Raw genomic sequence first — 16,713 nt, forward strand, 5'->3', positions numbered from 1 at the left:
AAGGATTATGAGCAAGCTGGAGCGAATGGGTTAATCTTGCGCGAATAACCGCCGTAGCTCTCTGTCTGTATTCGTGCATTTAGCATGGATTAACCTTGTGTGACTTATCATCTTAATAGTGTTTACCTATTAAGATGATAGTTTCTATCCGTTATCCTTTCTGATTCAGCTTGTTTAGACTCGCCTTATATGAATTATTCGATAAGGTTTTCCTATGCACGCCGTCAGCCACTTAGCCTCCAAAGACCCTCAATCTAACGCTAGCCCACAGGTGGCCCTGATTGCAGAAGGGGGTGGTCAGCGCGGTATATTCACCGCAGGCGTGCTCGATGCTTGGCTTGATGGCGGATTCGATCCCTTTGATTTATTTATCGGTACCTCAGCAGGTTCACAGAATCTTAGCAGTTTTTTGGCCCGCCAAAAGGGGTATGCCAAACGCTTAATCCGCGGTTTATCGCGCCATAAACGCTTCTATCGACTCGGTCGCGGGTTAGTCGGCGGCAATGTAGTCGATTTAGATTGGTATTTTGAGCAGACTCGACAAGGGATGTTTAAATTAGATCTTAACGCGGCGACAGCTTCACTCGGTCATCGGCAGTTACTGATCACCACCACTAATGCCAGTGATCGCAAAGGTTATTTTTTAAGTCCAAGCAGTAAAAGCCAGTGGCGCGAATTGCTAAAAGCTTCTAGCGCATTACCATTTTTGTATAAACAAGGGGTGAAACTCACGCCTTGGCTGAGTGACAACGCCTGTAATAACGGCGCGGCTAATCATAGCGCCTCTGGTCACGGCACAGCATTAAGCGAAGGTATTGATAGTGATTTTTATCTCGATGGCGGCTTAGCTGCGCCTTTACCTGTGCGTGAGGCCTATCGTCGTGGTGCCCGCAAAATTGTGGTGATCCGTACTGTGAGCGAGGATTTTCAGGCGCAATCGGCTTGGGTTCACAAATTAAAATCTTGGATTTGTGTTTCTGGCTTTTGTCCGAAAACCATAGATTACTTAGTGCAGCACGAACAAGCCTATCAGGATGAATTGGACTTTATCGCTAATCCACCAGAGGATGTGGAGATAGTGCAGATTTTTGCTGCTGAAAATTTGCAAAGTAAATTGCTGGGCAGTACCGATGCGGATTTACGCCATGATTATCATGCGGGGCTGAGTGCTGGAAAGCAGTTTTTAAGCTTAGATCCGATGGCGTTGACGCAGAGTAATGCTTATTTTCAAACTCAAGTGCAAACCAACGCTCACACTCAAACTCACATTCAAGCTCACTCTCAAATCAAGCCATTCAGTGCGCTGTCGGCCTAGTTTGGTATTTTAGCTAAGTCATCATTGTGTACGCGAGAAAGCAATAAAAGTAAAAAGCATCAAAATACAAGCGCCACCCTAGGGTAGCGCTTGTGGTTGGCTGTATTAACCGGTTCATCAATCTAGCTCATTAACCTAATTTATGAACTTAGTCCTTCAACGTTAGGCTATTAATAACTTGAGGTGTGTACAGAGCGTACTGCTCGGCCCGATGGGTCGATAATGCCGCGTAAGCTTTCGTCCCAAGCCAATGCTTCTGGCGTTGAACAGGCGACGGATTTACCACCTGGAACCGTTTCTGCAGCGCCGCTCAGTGGATAATGTTCCTCAAAGAAGCAGCGATAGAAGTAGGCTTCTTTGGTTTCTGGCGTGTTGTATGGGAAACGGAATTTCGCGTTCGCCAATTGTAAATCATCCACACGCGCTGCCGCTTGTTCTTTCAAACCGTCAATCCAAGAGTAGCCCACACCGTCACTGAATTGTTCCTTTTGACGCCACGCCACTTCTTTTGGCAACTTGTGCTCAAAGGCTTTACGCAGAATATGTTTCTCAATACGGCCATCCTTAGACATTTTCGCTTCAGGGTTGATGCGCATCGCCACATCCATAAACTCTTTATCGAGGAAGGGCACGCGGGCTTCTAATCCCCAAGCGGCCATGGCTTTGTTGGCACGCAGACAATCGAACAGATGCAGCTTATCGAGTTTGCGGACTAATTCCTCGTGGAATGCCTGTGCGTTTGGCGCTTTATGGAAGTATAAATAGCCGCCAAATAGCTCGTCAGCACCTTCACCCGATAACACCATCTTAATGCCCATCGCTTTGATTTTACGCGCCATTAAATACATTGGCGTGGCAGCACGTATGGTGGTGACATCGTAGGTTTCTAAGTGATAGATCACTTCTTTAATCGCATCTAAGCCTTCTTGGAAGGTGAAATGGATCTCATGGTGAATCGTACCAATCGCTTCGGCGACCTTTTTGGCGGCGATTAAATCTGGCGCACCTTCAAGGCCGACGGCAAAGGAATGTAACTGTGGCCACCAAGCGTTGGTTTCGCCATCGTCTTCAATCCGGCGTTTAGCAAAGGTTTGCGTCACGGCGGAAATGATCGATGAATCTAAGCCGCCCGACAGCAACACACCATAGGGTACGTCTGACATTAATTGACGTTTGACCGCCGCTTCTAATGCGTCACGCAATTCTTCTTGGCTGGCTGGGTTATCTTTAACCGCATCATAGCTTTGCCAATCGCGGGTGTAGTATTTCACTGCGGCGGCATCGCTTGAGTACAAATATTGGCCCGGTAAGAATTCTTCTACCGTTTTACACACTGGCATCAAGGCTTTCATTTCTGAGGCAACATAGAAGTTACCCGCAGCGTCACGGCCTGTATATAGCGGGATAATACCCATGTGATCGCGGCCGATAAGGTATCTGTCTTGGGCTTTGTCATATAACACAAAGGCGAAGATACCGTTTAATTTATCAAGAAATTCAGTGCCATATTCTTGATACAGCGCCAAGATCACTTCGCAGTCAGAGTTGGTTTGATAGCTGTACTTATCGCCTAGCTGGGCTTTCAATTCTTTGTGGTTATAGATTTCGCCGTTGACCGCAAGGATCAAGCTGCCATCTTCGGTCAGCAGTGGCTGGGCACCGTGTTCAATGTCAACAATCGCTAAACGTTCGTGGGCAAGAATTGCCTTATCACTGGCATAAATACCTGACCAGTCAGGGCCTCGGTGGCGCATGAGCTTAGACATTTCTAGTGCGACTTGGCGCAGTTCTTTGGCATCAGATTGGATATCTAAAATCGAAAAGATTGAACACATAGTACAACTCCCACACTGTCTGTCATTTGAGGATGTCTCAATTGAGGTTTAATGTGCCAGCAATTTAGGCATTTGCCAAACACTATTTTTAATGCTTTATCTGTTTATTGACGTTTTTGTTGATTTAGGTGTTTATGTTTTATGGTTTTATTTGAGAATAATTCATCTAATTCGAGTTATTTTTGATGATTTGTTTTTATTGTCTGATTTGGCATGAGGGGTTTTGGGGAATTCACAATGTGTTTTAAAAAAGTGTCGATGACAGAAAAACCGTTAAAAAAGACCATAAATAATGAGTTGGCTCGTTTAAGTGTTTTATTTTTAATCAATTAATGCGTCGAGTTTGACATCAACAAATGGCATAAGCCTATTCATAATGGCGTTGTGGAATGGATATTTCGCGATAACGGCATTTTTGTGAGCTGAAAACAAAAAAGCACGTGAATGGTTCACGTGCTTGTAGGTCTTGTTTGGCGCTTTGGCTGGCGGAGGAGGCGCTTTATTTCAAGCAGACGCCAATAAGAGATGACTAACCCAACTGTCTCTCGCAAGAAGCCACTGACTTAGCCTGTTATTTTGCGTCCGTTACCAGCGTCGTTTTGGCTGGGCGCAGGCTATTAAACTCTGTGCCTTGATAGTATCCCGGCCAATCTTTACTGTTGCCCAATGTGCGTGTGACTTGGTAGTAGATTTGCAAATCTTGCAGCGCGCCGCTCAAATCCCAGTCTTCACGGTATTCATCGCAGACATTGTGATAACAGCCTTTCATTGTAGCTTGCATCTGAGTTTTATAAGCAGCCGTGGCTTCATCAACGGGATCGCTACCGCCGCCGGCAAAGACGGCGGGCACGCCTAGTTTGGCAAAGCTGAAATGATCTGAACGGAAGAAACCGCCCGAAGCGGGATTTTTCTCACCCATGGCGATGCGGTTTTGTTGTTTAGCCGCATCGATAAGATAAGTTTCTAACTCAGATTTACCTTTGCCGACGATGGTAAAGTCTTTGGTTTTGCCATAGATATTAGTGCTGTCGAGGTTTAACACTGCCACGGTTTTGTCGATAGGATAAAGTGGATTAGCGGCGTAATAGCGTGAACCGAGTAAGCCCTGTTCTTCACCTGTGGTGGCAATAAAGGTGACCGAGCGCGCTAAACCATGGCCTTGTTTCGCATTGTCGGCTAATTGTCTGGCGATTTCGAGAATGCCGGCAGTGCCTGAGGCATTATCCATGGCGCCGTTATAAATTTGATCGCCTTCTTTCGTCTCGTCTTTACCTATGTGATCCCAATGGGCGGTGTAGAGGATTTGCTCGTTGGCTTGTGTGCTGCCGGGGAGTGTGGCGACCACATTGTAGCTATTTGCGTATTCGGCTTTATTTTTAAAGGCGATGTTGGCCGTTTGTTCAAGGGGTAAATTGATTGAGCTGTCGGCGGCGCGCGCCATTAAATTAGGCAGTGATAAACCGGCTTTATCGAACAGTTGCGTAGCCGCGTCCAGTGTAAGCCAGCCTTCGACTTGGATACGGCTATCTTGTTCTGCTTTACTGAGGACCAGATCTTGCTGTGGTCCAGTCCAACTATTTTCTATCACGGACCAAGGGTAAGAGGCGGGCTCGGTATCATGGATAATCAGTGCGCCGAGTGCGCCTTGACGACTGGCTTCTTCAAATTTGTAGCTCCAACGGCCGTAATAGGTCATGGCTTTGCCGTTGAATTTACCCGAGTCAGGGCGAGCAAAGCCGGGATCGTTCACTAAGATCACCGCGATTTTGCCTTTCATGTCGAGATCTTGGTAATCATTCCAACCATATTCGGGTGCGTTCACCCCATAGCCGACGAAGACTAATGGTGCGTTCTCAATACTAATACCACCGTTATCGTGGCGACTGCTGAGCACTAGATCTTTTCGGTATTTAAAGGGTAATCCTGCCAGCGTGACTTGCTGTGCTTCATCTGCGGTATAGCTCACCATAGGCACTGGTTGTAAAAAGCTGCCTTGGTACGCGCCCTTGAGTCCCATCTCTGTAAAGGCTTTGGTCAAATAATCCAAGGTGAGTTTTTCACCGTGAGTGGTGGGCGCACGACCTTCAAATTCATCGGATGACAGGGCTTTAATATCATTTCTAAAGCGCGCTTCATTAAACTGCACTGGTTTGAGTTCAGCCAAAGTGCTGTTGCCATCAGGCTCTGATACATTTGGACTACAGGCACTGAGCATGGCCAACGCACAGAGGGGATACAGACGTCGCATAGGTTAATCCTACTGTTGTTTTAATTAAGGTATTTTAGATTTCTGTTAATCAATCAGAAGCGAGACTTATCATGAAGCAAGCCGCTGTGAGCCACAAGGCTGAGAAGAAGGCGAATATGTTACTTAATGTTGCTTTACCCTATGCAATACGCCTTTGGGCGAGGCGTGTTGCATGGGTAATTGCAGAATGACTGGCTACGCAGGGTTAGACAAAGGTTTAGATAATTGTTTAAACAACATCTATATCGCCCGCGCAGGCAAACACATGGTTCGGGCGGAAGGGTTCTTTGTCGATATCTTCAAGCTTACTCACGCCACTGGTGACCAGAATGGTTTCAAGCCCCGCTTGGAAGCCTGCCAAAATATCGGTGGACACAGGGCTCCACAGGCCGAACTGTAAGCGGGACCGTGGTGGTTGTTGGGGGTGGTATCGGTAATGATTAGCACCTGACTTAGGATGTAACCCTTACTGTAACAACAATACGCTTATGTATTTAGTAAGGGCTTTCAATCAAAACTTAGAAAAGCTTGTTGAAGTCGATCTCGTAACCTGCTTTCTTCATTTCTTTAGCTATAGCTGTTTGCCAGTCATCTCTGACGTAAACCACACCACTAATGTCGTTTGGTATCTCAATGTTATCAGCAACTAATGGCACAACATTTTCTCGCCCAAGTAGACCAATCAATAAGCCATGTTCGAAGACAACATTTTGTCTTGCTCTTGGTTTTAGACCGCTCGATTCTGTATTCTTTATTCCACCTACATCATCAGCGGTGTAGAGGACAATCGCGAAGTCAGTTGTCTTAGCATACTCCAAGATTTTTTCGATGATTGTAGTGCTGCCGCCACTAGCTTGTTCGTGAAGAATGATTGGTTCAAAACCTAACTTTTGGATGAAGCGGGCGGTTCGCTCTTTGACTTCGTTGTTGTGTCCATGCACGATAAACACGTTTTTTGATTTTTCTTTAGGTGTTGCTTCCACTTGTTTAACTTCCTTATTGATTGGGGTGAAATCATATTCATCATTTTGGATATCAAGAATTAACGAATCTAAATATGAATATGTTTTCTCTCCATCAGTTATCCAGAAATAGTCAGCATCGCTTTCTGTTCGGCGTAATAAAACAGCATAAACCACGAACAAAGCATTAAAGTGTTTAACTTCTCGAGGCATATTCTCTTCAAGAAAAGCCGTAGTAACATGTTTCCATGTTACAAATCTGCGTGCACCGTAGTTAGCACCTCGATCATTAAACGATGTATAAACGTCGCTTAGTAGTCGTTCTTTAAGTTTCTCTAATCCATCAATAATTTCTTGCTTATCCATCCATGCCTCACAAAACAATGCTATTAGAAGCATTCTATCGCGTGATGTAGATATGGCAAGAAGTAGGGTGGTAACTTGCTGTTTTAAAATGAGGTTTGTGATGCCGTTCTAGAGGTGTTACTAGTAACTCTATCCACAATTGGAGTTTGACACTGTCACAGCTTTCAATCCACTTTAAGGGGCGCTTAGAAAACCACATCGATTTGTGAAATTAACCTGACACAGAATTATGAACAGCCTCTATTTAGTTTATGGTGCCCAGCGCTGTAAGCACTGGGCACACATTGGGAAATGAGCTTAATTAAAATGAAGATTTAAACAACGTCGATGTCGCCAGCGCAGGCAAACACATGGTTCGGGCGGAAGGGTTCTTTGTCGATATCTTCAAGCTTACTCACGCCACTGGTGACCAGAATGGTTTCAAGCCCTGCTTGGAAGCCCGCCAAAATATCGGTACGCATATTGTCGCCTATGATGACAGTGTCTTCCGAGTGCCCATCGATATGATTAAGTGCAGAGCGAATAATCCAAGCGCTCGGTTTGCCCACGTAGAAAGGTTTTTTACCGGTAATACGTTCGATGGGTGAGCAGAGTGCGCCACAAGCAGGGCTGTAGGCTGGACCGTGGGTATCGGGGTTAGTGGCAATAAAGCGCGCGCCGCGTGCGATGAAGCCTGCCGCTTTATGGATCATCTCCCAGTTGTAGGAGCGGGTTTCACCGACAATCACAAAATCGGGGTTAATATCGGTAATGGTAAAGCCTGCTTTGTAGAGTTCGTGGGTGAGGGCGCCTTCGCCAATGACATAGGCCTTGCTGCCTTCTTGGTGTTTTAAAAAGTCGGCGGTGGCCATGGCGGAGGTGTAAAAGCATTCTTCAGGAATATCAATACCGGCGGCACTTAAACGGTTTTGCAGATCCTTACCCGTTTGTACGGGATAGTTAGTCAATATTACTAACGGATTGCCTTGCTCTAAAATGCGCTGGATAAATTTGTCGCTGCCGGGGATCAGTTTATTGTCGTGCAGTAGTACACCATCGATATCGCAGATAATATTTTTCATCTAATAGTCTCTTGTCATGCCGATCAAAAATCACTTTTTCGTTAAGTTATCTAATGCCACATTGCCTAAGAAAACAATGCTTTTGTTGAAAATAGTTAAAAAAATAGAGACCCGAAGGTCTCTATTTTTTTGATTGGTACAACTTACGGTCAAGTGGAACTAATCGGGCGCGTAACCGCTTGGGCCGATAAGGTTGCCATCGAGATAGGCTTGGCCATTTTGCATGTTAAGACGTTGCTGACTAAACCATTTCACCACGAGCGGATAAATAGCATGTTCTTGCTCATGCACGCGGGCGGCGAGCATATCAGCCGTATCGTCTTCATAAACAGGCACTTTGGCCTGTAATATCACTGGGCCTGCATCTAGCTCAGGCGTGACAAAATGCACGCTAGCACCATGTTCGCTATCGTTCGCGTCTATGGCACGTTGATGGGTGTTTAAGCCAGTATATTTAGGTAGCAGCGAAGGATGAATATTGATCATGCGACCTAGGTAATGATTCACGAAATCATCGGTTAAGATCCGCATAAATCCCGCCAACACGATTAAATCGGGCTGATACTTTTCAATCACTGTCATTAAACGTGCATCGTATTCAGAGCGAGATTCACCTTGGTGAGCTATCACGCAGCTGGTATCAATTTCGCCATGATGGGCGCGCACTAGGCCATAGGCATCGGGTTTATTACTGATGACTCCGACAACTTCGGCCTGCAGATTATCGTCGCAACCGTCGATAACCGCTTGCAGGTTACTGCCATTTCCGGAAATTAATACAACTACACGACAGCTCTGGGGCATTACAGGATCTCCACTTGCTCTTCATTGCCTTCACGATGTGCGATAGCACCGATAAGCCATGCTTGTTCGCCTTCTGCAGCCAGTAATGCAAGTGCTGCATCCACTTTATCGGCTGGCAGCGCGACTAACATGCCGACGCCACAGTTGAAGGTGCGATACATTTCGTATTCTGCAATGTTGCCATTTTCCATTAACCAACTGAAAACAGCGGGCCATTGCCATGAATCGCCTTGGATAACCGCTTTTAAATTATCTGGCAGTACGCGTGGGATGTTTTCCCAGAAGCCGCCGCCAGTAATGTGCGCCATCGCATGGACATCAGATGCTTCAATCAGTTTGAGCAATGATTTTACGTAAATTTTGGTTGGCTCAAGTAGATGTTCAATCAGCGGTTTGCCGTTGAGATCTTGTTGAGGGTCTGCTTGGCTCACTTCTAATACTTTACGTACTAAAGAGTAACCATTTGAATGAGGGCCGCTTGAGGCTAATGCAATAAGTGCATCACCCGCTGCCACTTTGCTACCGTCAATAATGTCGGCTTTTTCAACTACACCCACGCAGAAACCCGCTAGGTCGTAATCTTCACCTTCATACATGCCTGGCATTTCAGCGGTTTCACCGCCAATTAACGCACAACCAGATTGGAAACAACCTTCGCCGATGCCGTTGACGACGGACGTTGCCGTTTCAACATCGAGTTTGCCTGTTGCGTAGTAATCGAGGAAAAACAGTGGCTCAGCGCCTTGGACGATCAGATCGTTCACACACATGGCAACTAAGTCTATGCCGACAGTGTCATGTTTTTTATAGTCGATAGCTAAACGTAATTTAGTCCCAACACCATCGGTGCCAGACACTAAAACCGGTTGTTTGTATTTAGTGGGGATTTCACACAGGGCGCCAAAACCACCTAAGTTGCCCATAACTTCTGGACGACGGGTACGTTTAACGGCGGCTTTAATGTTACTTACCAGTGCATTACCTGCATCAATATCAACGCCGGCATCTTTATAGCTCAGTGGGGTAGGTGTGCTCACGGAGGGATCCTCTCGGGTACATCGTTATTGGATTTTATGCGGCGGTATTCTACCAGCTTGTGCTAGGGGTCGAAAGTCATGATTTGGATTTATGCCCCTCGGCGGAGTTTTTTTGGTCTGAATGCGAGATATTCAATTTTTAGAGGTCTTGAGTTTGGTCACAAAATAGTAAATCACAGTAGGTATCTTAGACGATTGGGGATTATTCTTGGGAGATAGCTCACGATTAGACCGAATGGCAAAACTTTCTGTTTTACCTAGTAAACAAATCAACTAGAATCTGAAAAATTTGCCTAAAATAATACGCCGAAAAATAAGCAGGAGAGAAAAATGAAAGTTGTCGAGGTTAAACATCCTTTAGTGCGTCACAAAATCGGTTTAATGCGCGAAGGTGACATTAGCACTAAACGTTTCCGTGAACTAGCCGCCGAAGTGGGTAGTTTATTAACCTATGAAGCTACCGCAGATTTCGAAACTGAAACGGTGACGATTGAAGGCTGGAACGGTCCGGTTGAAGTCGATCAAATCAAAGGTAAAAAAGTCACTGTCGTGCCAATTTTACGTGCGGGTTTGGGTATGATGGACGGCGTACTCGAGCACATTCCAAGTGCGCGTATCTCAGTTGTCGGTATTTACCGTGATGAAGAGACCCTTGAGCCTGTGCCTTATTTTGAGAAGCTGGCCAGCGACATGAACGAACGTATCGCCTTAGTTGTCGACCCTATGCTCGCGACAGGTGGTTCTATGATTGCGACCGTTGATTTATTGAAAAAGCGCGGTTGTACTTCAATTAAGGCCTTAGTGCTAGTGGCTGCGCCTGAAGGCATTAAAGCCTTAGAAGCGGCGCATCCGGATATCGAATTATATACTGCCGCTATCGATAGATGCTTAAACGAGAAAGGTTATATCCTGCCAGGTCTGGGTGATGCGGGCGATAAAATCTTTGGTACTAAATAGCCAAAGTTGCTAAATAATCAGAGTTGATGATGCTCAATTGAGCGGATGTGGTCAGTAAGGGAGCCTAGGCTCCCTTTTTGTTTTTGTTCAATACAGTAATAACAACTTTATCTTAAGCTGCTAAAGTTTAGGATAAGGTAAATAATAATTATCTATTGAAGTTGTTTTTATTGGCTTATTTTGCAATTTTATTGTTCGCAGTTTACGTTTTGTGCAAGGTACATTGTTGGTAGAACAGGGATTAAGAGGAATTATGGGAAATTCGGCTCTCAACTGGTTATTATTGCGTCGATCATTTGAATTTGCGACCCTCTTGTTTGTCGTACTCCTACTTATTCTATTACCGTTTAAAATCGATAGAGAGCATAAATCCTTTGTGTCTTTTGTAAAAAACGAGCAACTTACACCGAGTTATATTGAACTGCTCGGTAAAAGCTTATCTCTGCACGATATTATTGATTTCAATAAATCCTCTTTAGCGCTTTTTCAACTCGACCCTTCCAGATTAATGCTGCCGCAAGGGGGAGTGCTTTCCGCAGAAGAAGAGCAAGTATTACGCTATTTTGATTATCTCTATTCCAGTAAAACCAGTAAAAAGACCAATGTCGAAGATATATTCCTGTATGTGGGACTTTATCGCAGTGATGCCATGTATTTTGCCTCCCCAATTCCTGAGGACGTAAAAGCGCGGCTGATTAAAGACCGTACTTCAACGAATGAGTTTTGTCAGAGTCTGCACTATTGCGCGAAAGACGCGACCCCAGAGTCCTTAGCCGATGGAATCGTATTATCCATTCCTTATCAAGATGAAGTCAGTGGGAAAGTCATTTTATCGATGGCATCACCGATTTCATCATCTAATGATCCTAATCATTTCATCGGTGATGTTATTGCCGACACGGCCTTAATGACGTCGGTTTTTATGCGTAATAAACATGTTGAATTGCAGAAAACGGATTATGGTACTGAGTTGGTGATCACGACAGATAGCCTTTGGGCTGAACTGACGCCGGAGTTCTTGTTTTATTCGATGACAAATCATTTAGATAACATGACTTCACTGACATATAAAATCAGTATATTTCGTTTCATTGTGTGGAATTTGCCCCTGTGGTTTTTGTTATCTATCGTGATCTTCTTCGTTCAAATTAATATCAATCGTTTTAGGAAACTTCGTACTGAGCGTCAACGGTTTAGTGAAGCGATGTTATTGGATGCTTTTACTCGCACCTACAATAAGAAAGTCTATGAGACCACACTGTTTGATGTCGCAACTAAGGGGCATTACGCGGTGATTTGCGTGGACGGCGACAAAATCAAAACCATTAATGATACCTATGGGCATAAACTCGGGGATATGGCGATCATGCAAATTGTTGATGCGATGCGCAGTGTATTTCGAGAAAATGATTTGTTAATCAGAACCGGCGGTGATGAGTTTGTCGTTATCTTAGCCAATTGTACTTTTGAACGGGCCTTATTGTTGGCTGAACATTTACGTCAGGCGGTCGCAGAGCGGCAGTTTTTAAATGTGCTGACAGTCTCCTGCGGTGTGGCTGATTCGCAAGATTATGCTTCCTTTGAGGCAGTGCTACAAGCGGCGGATAAAGCGTTATATGAAGATAAAAAGAATAGGCAAGGGAGTCGCAAACTTGACCCGACATCTTAATTATTACGTTAATTAGTACGTGAGTTATCGAGTGAATCAGTGAGTTAGCCAGCTGCCCGCAATAAAGTGAATACCCGAGATAAAAAACAGCGCGGAGAATGCCGCGCTGTTGTTACTTTCTAATCCGGTAATGTAAACATCTGCGATAACACTTACAACACCATGGCCGCAATCCACCCAAACACTAATAGTGGAATATTGTAGTGGATAAATGTTGGGATCACGCTGTCACGAATGTGATCGTGTTGACCATCGGCATTCAAACCTGCAGTGGGACCTAAGGTGGAATCTGATGCTGGCGAGCCCGCATCACCCAGCGCGGCGGCAGTGCCGACTAACGCGATTGTGGCCGCTACTGAAAAACCAAAACTCAATGCCAATGGTACATATATCGTCGCGATAATTGGAATGGTGGAGAAAGACGACCCAATTCCCATAGTGATCAGTAGCCCAACCAGTAGCATCAAAAAGGCTGCGAGGGCTTTATTATCCCCAATGATGTCGCTAAGCGAGGCCACAAGCGTACCCACTTCACCGGTTTCTTTCACTACAGCGGCAAAGCCTGCGGCTGAAATCATGATAAAGCCGATATTGGCCATCATTCGCACACCTTGGTTGAAGATATCTTGGTCGGCGACATGCTTCAAGGCACCCGAAAAACTGAAAATCATGAAGCCGACTAAGGCGCCAAAAATCATAGAGTCAGTTTCAAGTTGTACGATGAGAGTGGCTAATATTGCCAGTGCAGCAATGATGATATTGCGTTTGTTGAGATTTTCTTCAGGTTCAGCGACCAACACTTTTGCCTCGTCGTAAGTCCGAGGTTTACGGTAACTGATGAATACTGCAGTGAGTAACCCTACGACCATACCCGCGGCAGGGATTAACATGGCTGGCGGAATTTGCTCGCGAGCAGCGGCTAAGCCATTGCTGGTTAAGTTGGAAAGCAGAATATCATTTAAGAAAATGCCACCAAACCCAATCGGTAAAATCATATAGGTGGTGACTAGGCCGAAGGTGAGAACACAAGCCACAAGGCGACGGTCGATGTTCAGTTTGGTCATCACATGTAAGAGTGGTGGCACTAAAATCGGAATGAAGGCGATATGGATCGGTAAAATATTCTGTGAAGCCATCGACATGACGAGTAGCGATAACAGCAGTAACCATCGTACCCAGTTAGTGTTAGTGGGATTAGGATCTTGTCCAAGGCTACTAATGATGCTTCTAGAAATCAGCGTCGTTAAGCCTGAATGCGATAGTGCGACAGCGAAAGCACCTAATAATGCATAACTGAGCGCAATTTGTGCGCCGCCACCTAAGCCTGTATTAAAGGCATCTATAGTTTGGTGCAGATCCATTCCGCCTACCAATCCCGCCACGAGGGCGCTCACGGTCAGGGCAATAACCACATTCACCCTAGCTAAACTGAGTGCTAACATTAAGCACACTGCAATTACGACTGCATTCATTATCAATTTTCTTAATTCTTTAAGCCAAAGGAGCTATTTTCGACTGCAAAGGCAGTGGATGTCCAGTTTGCCGAGGCGATATCGGAAAAATATCTGAAAATGTGATCATGCTGGTTTTTGTCTGTTAGCTGAATGTGGATTGCTCCGCACACTGGATACACAGATTGCTCTATCCTTAGTCAGGTAAAACGGAAATACCCTTGAAAAATGTGATATTGATCTTAAATAGGTTGTAAGGCACAGCACACGACTTATAATGCCTAAGGATTTGATTGGTAAGAACACCTTTTAATCAGTAAGGATTTAACTTGACCTAGGTTGAGAACATACTGGCTAGAAGGCATCTTGCCTTACACTTAGTTCAACTCATAGATGGAGATATAAAATGAGCGTATTAGTAGGCCGTCAGGCTCCTGATTTTACTGCTGCAGCTGTATTAGGTTCTGGCGAAATCGTTGATAGCTTTAACTTGACTGCAGCCATCAAAGGCAAACCAGCCGTCGTATTCTTCTATCCACTTGACTTCACTTTCGTTTGCCCATCAGAGTTGATCGCTTTTGATCACCGTATGGAAGAGTTCACTAAGCGTGGCGTAGAAGTGATTGGTGTGTCTATCGATTCTCAGTTTACCCACAATGCATGGCGTAACACCCCAGTTGAAAAAGGCGGTATTGGCCAAGTTAAATACACGCTAGTGGCTGACGTTAAACATGAAATCTGTAAAGCATACGATGTTGAGCATCCAGAAGCGGGTGTGGCTTTCCGTGGTTCATTCTTGATCGACAAAGAAGGCATGGTTCGTCACCAAGTCGTTAACGATCTGCCATTAGGCCGTAACGTTGATGAAATGCTACGTATGATCGATGCATTGCAATTCCATGAAGAGCACGGTGATGTTTGTCCTGCTGGCTGGGAAAAAGGCGATAAAGGTATGAATGCAAGCACTGAAGGTGTTGCTGCTTACCTGTCTGAAAACGCAAGCTCACTGTAATTAGTACTTTTCTAATCACAGTCGCCTGTTAAATGAAAAAAGCTGCCAATGGCAGCTTTTTTGTTTTTTCATTACTTAAGATCTATTGTTAACTGTTAAATTTATTCCACAGTACCGCTTTCTGCATCCTGCGCATCCACAGCCAGTAATGGCCAGCCACCTAATGATTTCCAACGATTCACGATATGACAAAAAAGCTCCGCGGTACGTTCGGTATCATATAGCGCCGAATGGGCTTCTTTATTATCGAAGGGAATACCCGCCATAATGCATGCCTTGGCAAGTACGGTATGACCAATGGCGAGTCCGGCGAGCGTTGCTGTGTCAAAGGTGGCAAAAGGATGAAACGGCGAGCGTTTTAAGTCGCAACGTTCTATCGCCTTACTCACAAAACCATGATCGAATGCCGCATTGTGCGCCACTATGATACTGCGATGGCAGTCGGAGGCTTTTTGGGCTTTCTTCACGGCTTTAAAGATTTCTAAAAACGCTTCTTTCTCGCTCACCGCTCCCCGTAACGGATTAGTGGGATCAATACCGTTGAATGCTAACGCTTCGGGTTCTAAATTTGCACCTTCAAAGGGCTCAATGTGGAAGTGTAGGGTTTTATCGATTCCTATCACACCTTCATTGTCCATTTTTAGTAGGGTGACGGCAATTTCTAGCAACGCATCGGTTTGAGAGTTGAAGCCCGCAGTTTCGACATCAATGACTACGGGAAAGTAGCCTCGAAATCGGTATTTCAATTTGTTCGCGTCGCAAATGTCACTCATAAAGTACTCAAGAAAATTCACAGGGCGCTATTATGCTAAATGTGTTGGGGTGTGTCATGCTTGATTGGTGGTTTTATGAGCTAAAGGAACTAAATAGTTTGCCGATAAAGCCATGTAACCGATTAAACATGAGTAAAGGCTATGTGGCGAAAACTGATATTAGTATCAATTTTATGCGTTCCAGCAACTGCAATGGCAGAGTTGCGCCATTATGTCGCCTCTTTAAGTGATTCCCAGTGGCGAGTGAGTGAAAATACTCCCATCGTCTGTCGCCTTGAGCATGATATTCCTTCTTACGGTAAAGCGATTTTTACCAGTGAAGCAGGTAAACAGCAGAATATGACTTTTACCTTAGATATGTGGGTAAAACCTGATCAAGTGACGCAGGCGAAATTAATTAGCCGCGCGCCGCAGTGGCGTCCTGGTGTGGTATCGAAAGAGATCACTTCATTACATTATCAAAAGTACTTTAACGGTGAAGTGCCTAAGCGTGCAGCTTGGTCTATGTTGGCAGAGTTGAGTCGCGGTATGGAACCAACGTTTTACTATGCTGATTGGTATAACGAGTCGAATAAGATAGCTGTGGGTTTGTCTTCAGCTAATTTTGGCCGTAAATATACTGAGTTTAAAGCTTGTCTAGCGCATTTATTGCCCTATAGCTTTGAAGATATCGCTTTTACTGTATTAAATTACGATGAAGGCGGAACCGATTTAACTCGTTTCTCCCAGCAACAACTGTCTCGGGTGCAAGAATATTTAGCCTATGATCCCTTGGTAGAGTTAGTGCTGGTGGATGCATATACCGACAGCTATGGTGGCCGTTCAGTAAACCAGAAAGTGTCGGATACACGAGCAGCGTCGGTAAAAGAGTTCTTTGTTGCCAGTGGTATTCCTCAAGATCGTATTGTCACATTTGGGCATGGTGAGCGTCGTCACGTGGCTTCCAATGATGATATGGATGAAAGGGCGCGTAACCGTCGTGTTGTTATACGGATCAGTAAACCTTTGTAGTGTTTGTTTTACCTAGGTTTTAAGTGTTTTCCAATGCCAAGTTTATGACTTGGCATTGTCGTTTTTAAAAGAAGGAGAGTTCAGGCAGTATGCCACTTTAATCGAATGATTCGCTCAATTTGCGCGTATGGGTAAAAATAATGAGATTTTTTAATTTGTAGTGATGACATATCCACCTCAACAAGTACTGCAGAAAGCGAGAGTGGGATAAG

The 16,713-nt window shown here is 44.9% G+C and carries 13 protein-coding genes and 1 pseudogene; 5 read left to right on the forward strand and 9 right to left on the reverse strand.

Annotation, left to right across the window (positions count from 1 at the left end):
- Positions 1–214 precede the first annotated feature (214 nt).
- Entirely contained in the window at positions 215–1,315 is a 1,101-nt protein-coding gene (locus tag L5L98_RS01685) for a patatin family protein (RefSeq protein WP_263138221.1), read from the forward strand.
- Between the two features lie 170 nt (positions 1,316–1,485).
- On the opposite strand, the gene asnB is transcribed toward L5L98_RS01685, so the two are convergent.
- From asnB to purM, 7 genes and pseudogenes are all read right to left on the reverse strand, one after another.
- The gene (gene asnB / locus L5L98_RS01690; protein WP_105252850.1) at positions 1,486–3,150 is read right to left on the reverse strand and encodes an asparagine synthase B; all 1,665 of its coding nucleotides are present in this window, start codon (positions 3,148–3,150) and stop codon (positions 1,486–1,488) included.
- Positions 3,151–3,721: 571 nt separating this feature from the next.
- Positions 3,722–5,398 carry a M28 family metallopeptidase gene (locus tag L5L98_RS01695; protein WP_131523918.1) on the reverse strand — a complete coding sequence of 559 codons (1,677 nt, stop codon included), beginning with the start codon at positions 5,396–5,398 and terminating at the stop codon, positions 3,722–3,724.
- Positions 5,399–5,627: 229 nt separating this feature from the next.
- A pseudogene (locus tag L5L98_RS01700) lies at positions 5,628–5,768 on the reverse strand (HAD hydrolase-like protein); the annotation flags it as partial.
- A gap of 148 nt (positions 5,769–5,916) precedes the next feature.
- Positions 5,917–6,726: a nucleotide-binding protein gene (locus L5L98_RS01705; protein WP_263138222.1), complete on the reverse strand. Its 810-nt coding sequence runs from the start codon at positions 6,724–6,726 to the stop codon at positions 5,917–5,919.
- Positions 6,727–7,040: 314 nt separating this feature from the next.
- On the reverse strand, positions 7,041–7,787 hold the full coding sequence (locus tag L5L98_RS01710; protein ID WP_028760358.1) for an HAD-IIA family hydrolase: 747 nt from the start codon (positions 7,785–7,787) through the stop codon (positions 7,041–7,043).
- A 159-nt stretch (positions 7,788–7,946) separates the two neighbouring features.
- Entirely contained in the window at positions 7,947–8,591 is a 645-nt protein-coding gene (gene purN / locus L5L98_RS01715) for a phosphoribosylglycinamide formyltransferase (RefSeq protein WP_028760357.1), read from the reverse strand.
- Entirely contained in the window at positions 8,591–9,628 is a 1,038-nt protein-coding gene (purM, locus tag L5L98_RS01720; protein WP_113938786.1) for a phosphoribosylformylglycinamidine cyclo-ligase, read from the reverse strand. Before purM ends, purN begins: the two co-directional genes overlap by 1 nt.
- Before the next feature lie 330 nt (positions 9,629–9,958).
- Between purM and upp the strand changes: the two genes are divergently transcribed.
- Together upp and L5L98_RS01730 are read left to right on the forward strand one after the other, a co-directional pair.
- Positions 9,959–10,585, forward strand: coding sequence for a uracil phosphoribosyltransferase (gene upp / locus L5L98_RS01725; protein ID WP_011789711.1), 627 nt, complete (start codon positions 9,959–9,961; stop codon positions 10,583–10,585).
- 253 nt (positions 10,586–10,838) lie between these two features.
- The gene (locus L5L98_RS01730; RefSeq protein WP_263138223.1) at positions 10,839–12,254 is read left to right on the forward strand and encodes a GGDEF domain-containing protein; all 1,416 of its coding nucleotides are present in this window, start codon (positions 10,839–10,841) and stop codon (positions 12,252–12,254) included.
- A gap of 152 nt (positions 12,255–12,406) precedes the next feature.
- Here the strand turns inward: L5L98_RS01730 and L5L98_RS01735 are convergent, their stop codons facing one another.
- Complete coding sequence (locus L5L98_RS01735) at positions 12,407–13,726, reverse strand: Na+/H+ antiporter family protein (RefSeq protein ID WP_168823896.1); 1,320 nt, start codon at positions 13,724–13,726, stop codon at positions 12,407–12,409.
- Positions 13,727–14,111: 385 nt separating this feature from the next.
- Here L5L98_RS01735 and L5L98_RS01740 point away from each other — a divergent pair, with 385 nt between their 5' ends.
- Positions 14,112–14,717: a peroxiredoxin C gene (locus L5L98_RS01740; RefSeq protein ID WP_006081247.1), complete on the forward strand. Its 606-nt coding sequence runs from the start codon at positions 14,112–14,114 to the stop codon at positions 14,715–14,717.
- A gap of 101 nt (positions 14,718–14,818) precedes the next feature.
- On the opposite strand, the gene rnt is transcribed toward L5L98_RS01740, so the two are convergent.
- Positions 14,819–15,490 carry a ribonuclease T gene (gene rnt / locus L5L98_RS01745; RefSeq protein ID WP_105252848.1) on the reverse strand — a complete coding sequence of 224 codons (672 nt, stop codon included), beginning with the start codon at positions 15,488–15,490 and terminating at the stop codon, positions 14,819–14,821.
- Between the two features lie 141 nt (positions 15,491–15,631).
- On the opposite strand from rnt, the gene motY reads away from it, so the two are divergent.
- Positions 15,632–16,501, forward strand: a complete 870-nt coding sequence (gene motY / locus L5L98_RS01750; RefSeq protein WP_113938782.1) for a flagellar protein MotY — start codon at positions 15,632–15,634, stop codon at positions 16,499–16,501.
- Positions 16,502–16,713: the final 212 nt, after the last annotated feature.

It is taken from the genome of Shewanella sp. SM23, assembly GCF_025654295.1.
Classification (GTDB): Bacteria; Pseudomonadota; Gammaproteobacteria; order Enterobacterales; family Shewanellaceae; genus Shewanella; species Shewanella oncorhynchi.

Bases quoted from the DNA above. Each gene is read 5' to 3' on its own strand.
- L5L98_RS01685 (WP_263138221.1), top strand. From the start codon at position 215: ATGCACGCCGTCAGCCACTTAGCCTCCAAAGACCCTCAATCTAACGCT.
- asnB (WP_105252850.1), bottom strand. From the start codon at position 3,150: ATGTGTTCAATCTTTTCGATTTTAGATATCCAATCTGATGCCAAAGAA.
- L5L98_RS01695 (WP_131523918.1), bottom strand. From the start codon at position 5,398: ATGCGACGTCTGTATCCCCTCTGTGCGTTGGCCATGCTCAGTGCCTGT.
- L5L98_RS01705 (WP_263138222.1), bottom strand. From the start codon at position 6,726: ATGGATAAGCAAGAAATTATTGATGGATTAGAGAAACTTAAAGAACGA.
- L5L98_RS01710 (WP_028760358.1), bottom strand. From the start codon at position 7,787: ATGAAAAATATTATCTGCGATATCGATGGTGTACTACTGCACGACAAT.
- purN (WP_028760357.1), bottom strand. From the start codon at position 8,591: ATGCCCCAGAGCTGTCGTGTAGTTGTATTAATTTCCGGAAATGGCAGT.
- upp (WP_011789711.1), top strand. From the start codon at position 9,959: ATGAAAGTTGTCGAGGTTAAACATCCTTTAGTGCGTCACAAAATCGGT.
- L5L98_RS01730 (WP_263138223.1), top strand. From the start codon at position 10,839: ATGGGAAATTCGGCTCTCAACTGGTTATTATTGCGTCGATCATTTGAA.
- L5L98_RS01735 (WP_168823896.1), bottom strand. From the start codon at position 13,726: ATGAATGCAGTCGTAATTGCAGTGTGCTTAATGTTAGCACTCAGTTTA.
- L5L98_RS01740 (WP_006081247.1), top strand. From the start codon at position 14,112: ATGAGCGTATTAGTAGGCCGTCAGGCTCCTGATTTTACTGCTGCAGCT.
- rnt (WP_105252848.1), bottom strand. From the start codon at position 15,490: ATGAGTGACATTTGCGACGCGAACAAATTGAAATACCGATTTCGAGGC.
- motY (WP_113938782.1), top strand. From the start codon at position 15,632: ATGTGGCGAAAACTGATATTAGTATCAATTTTATGCGTTCCAGCAACT.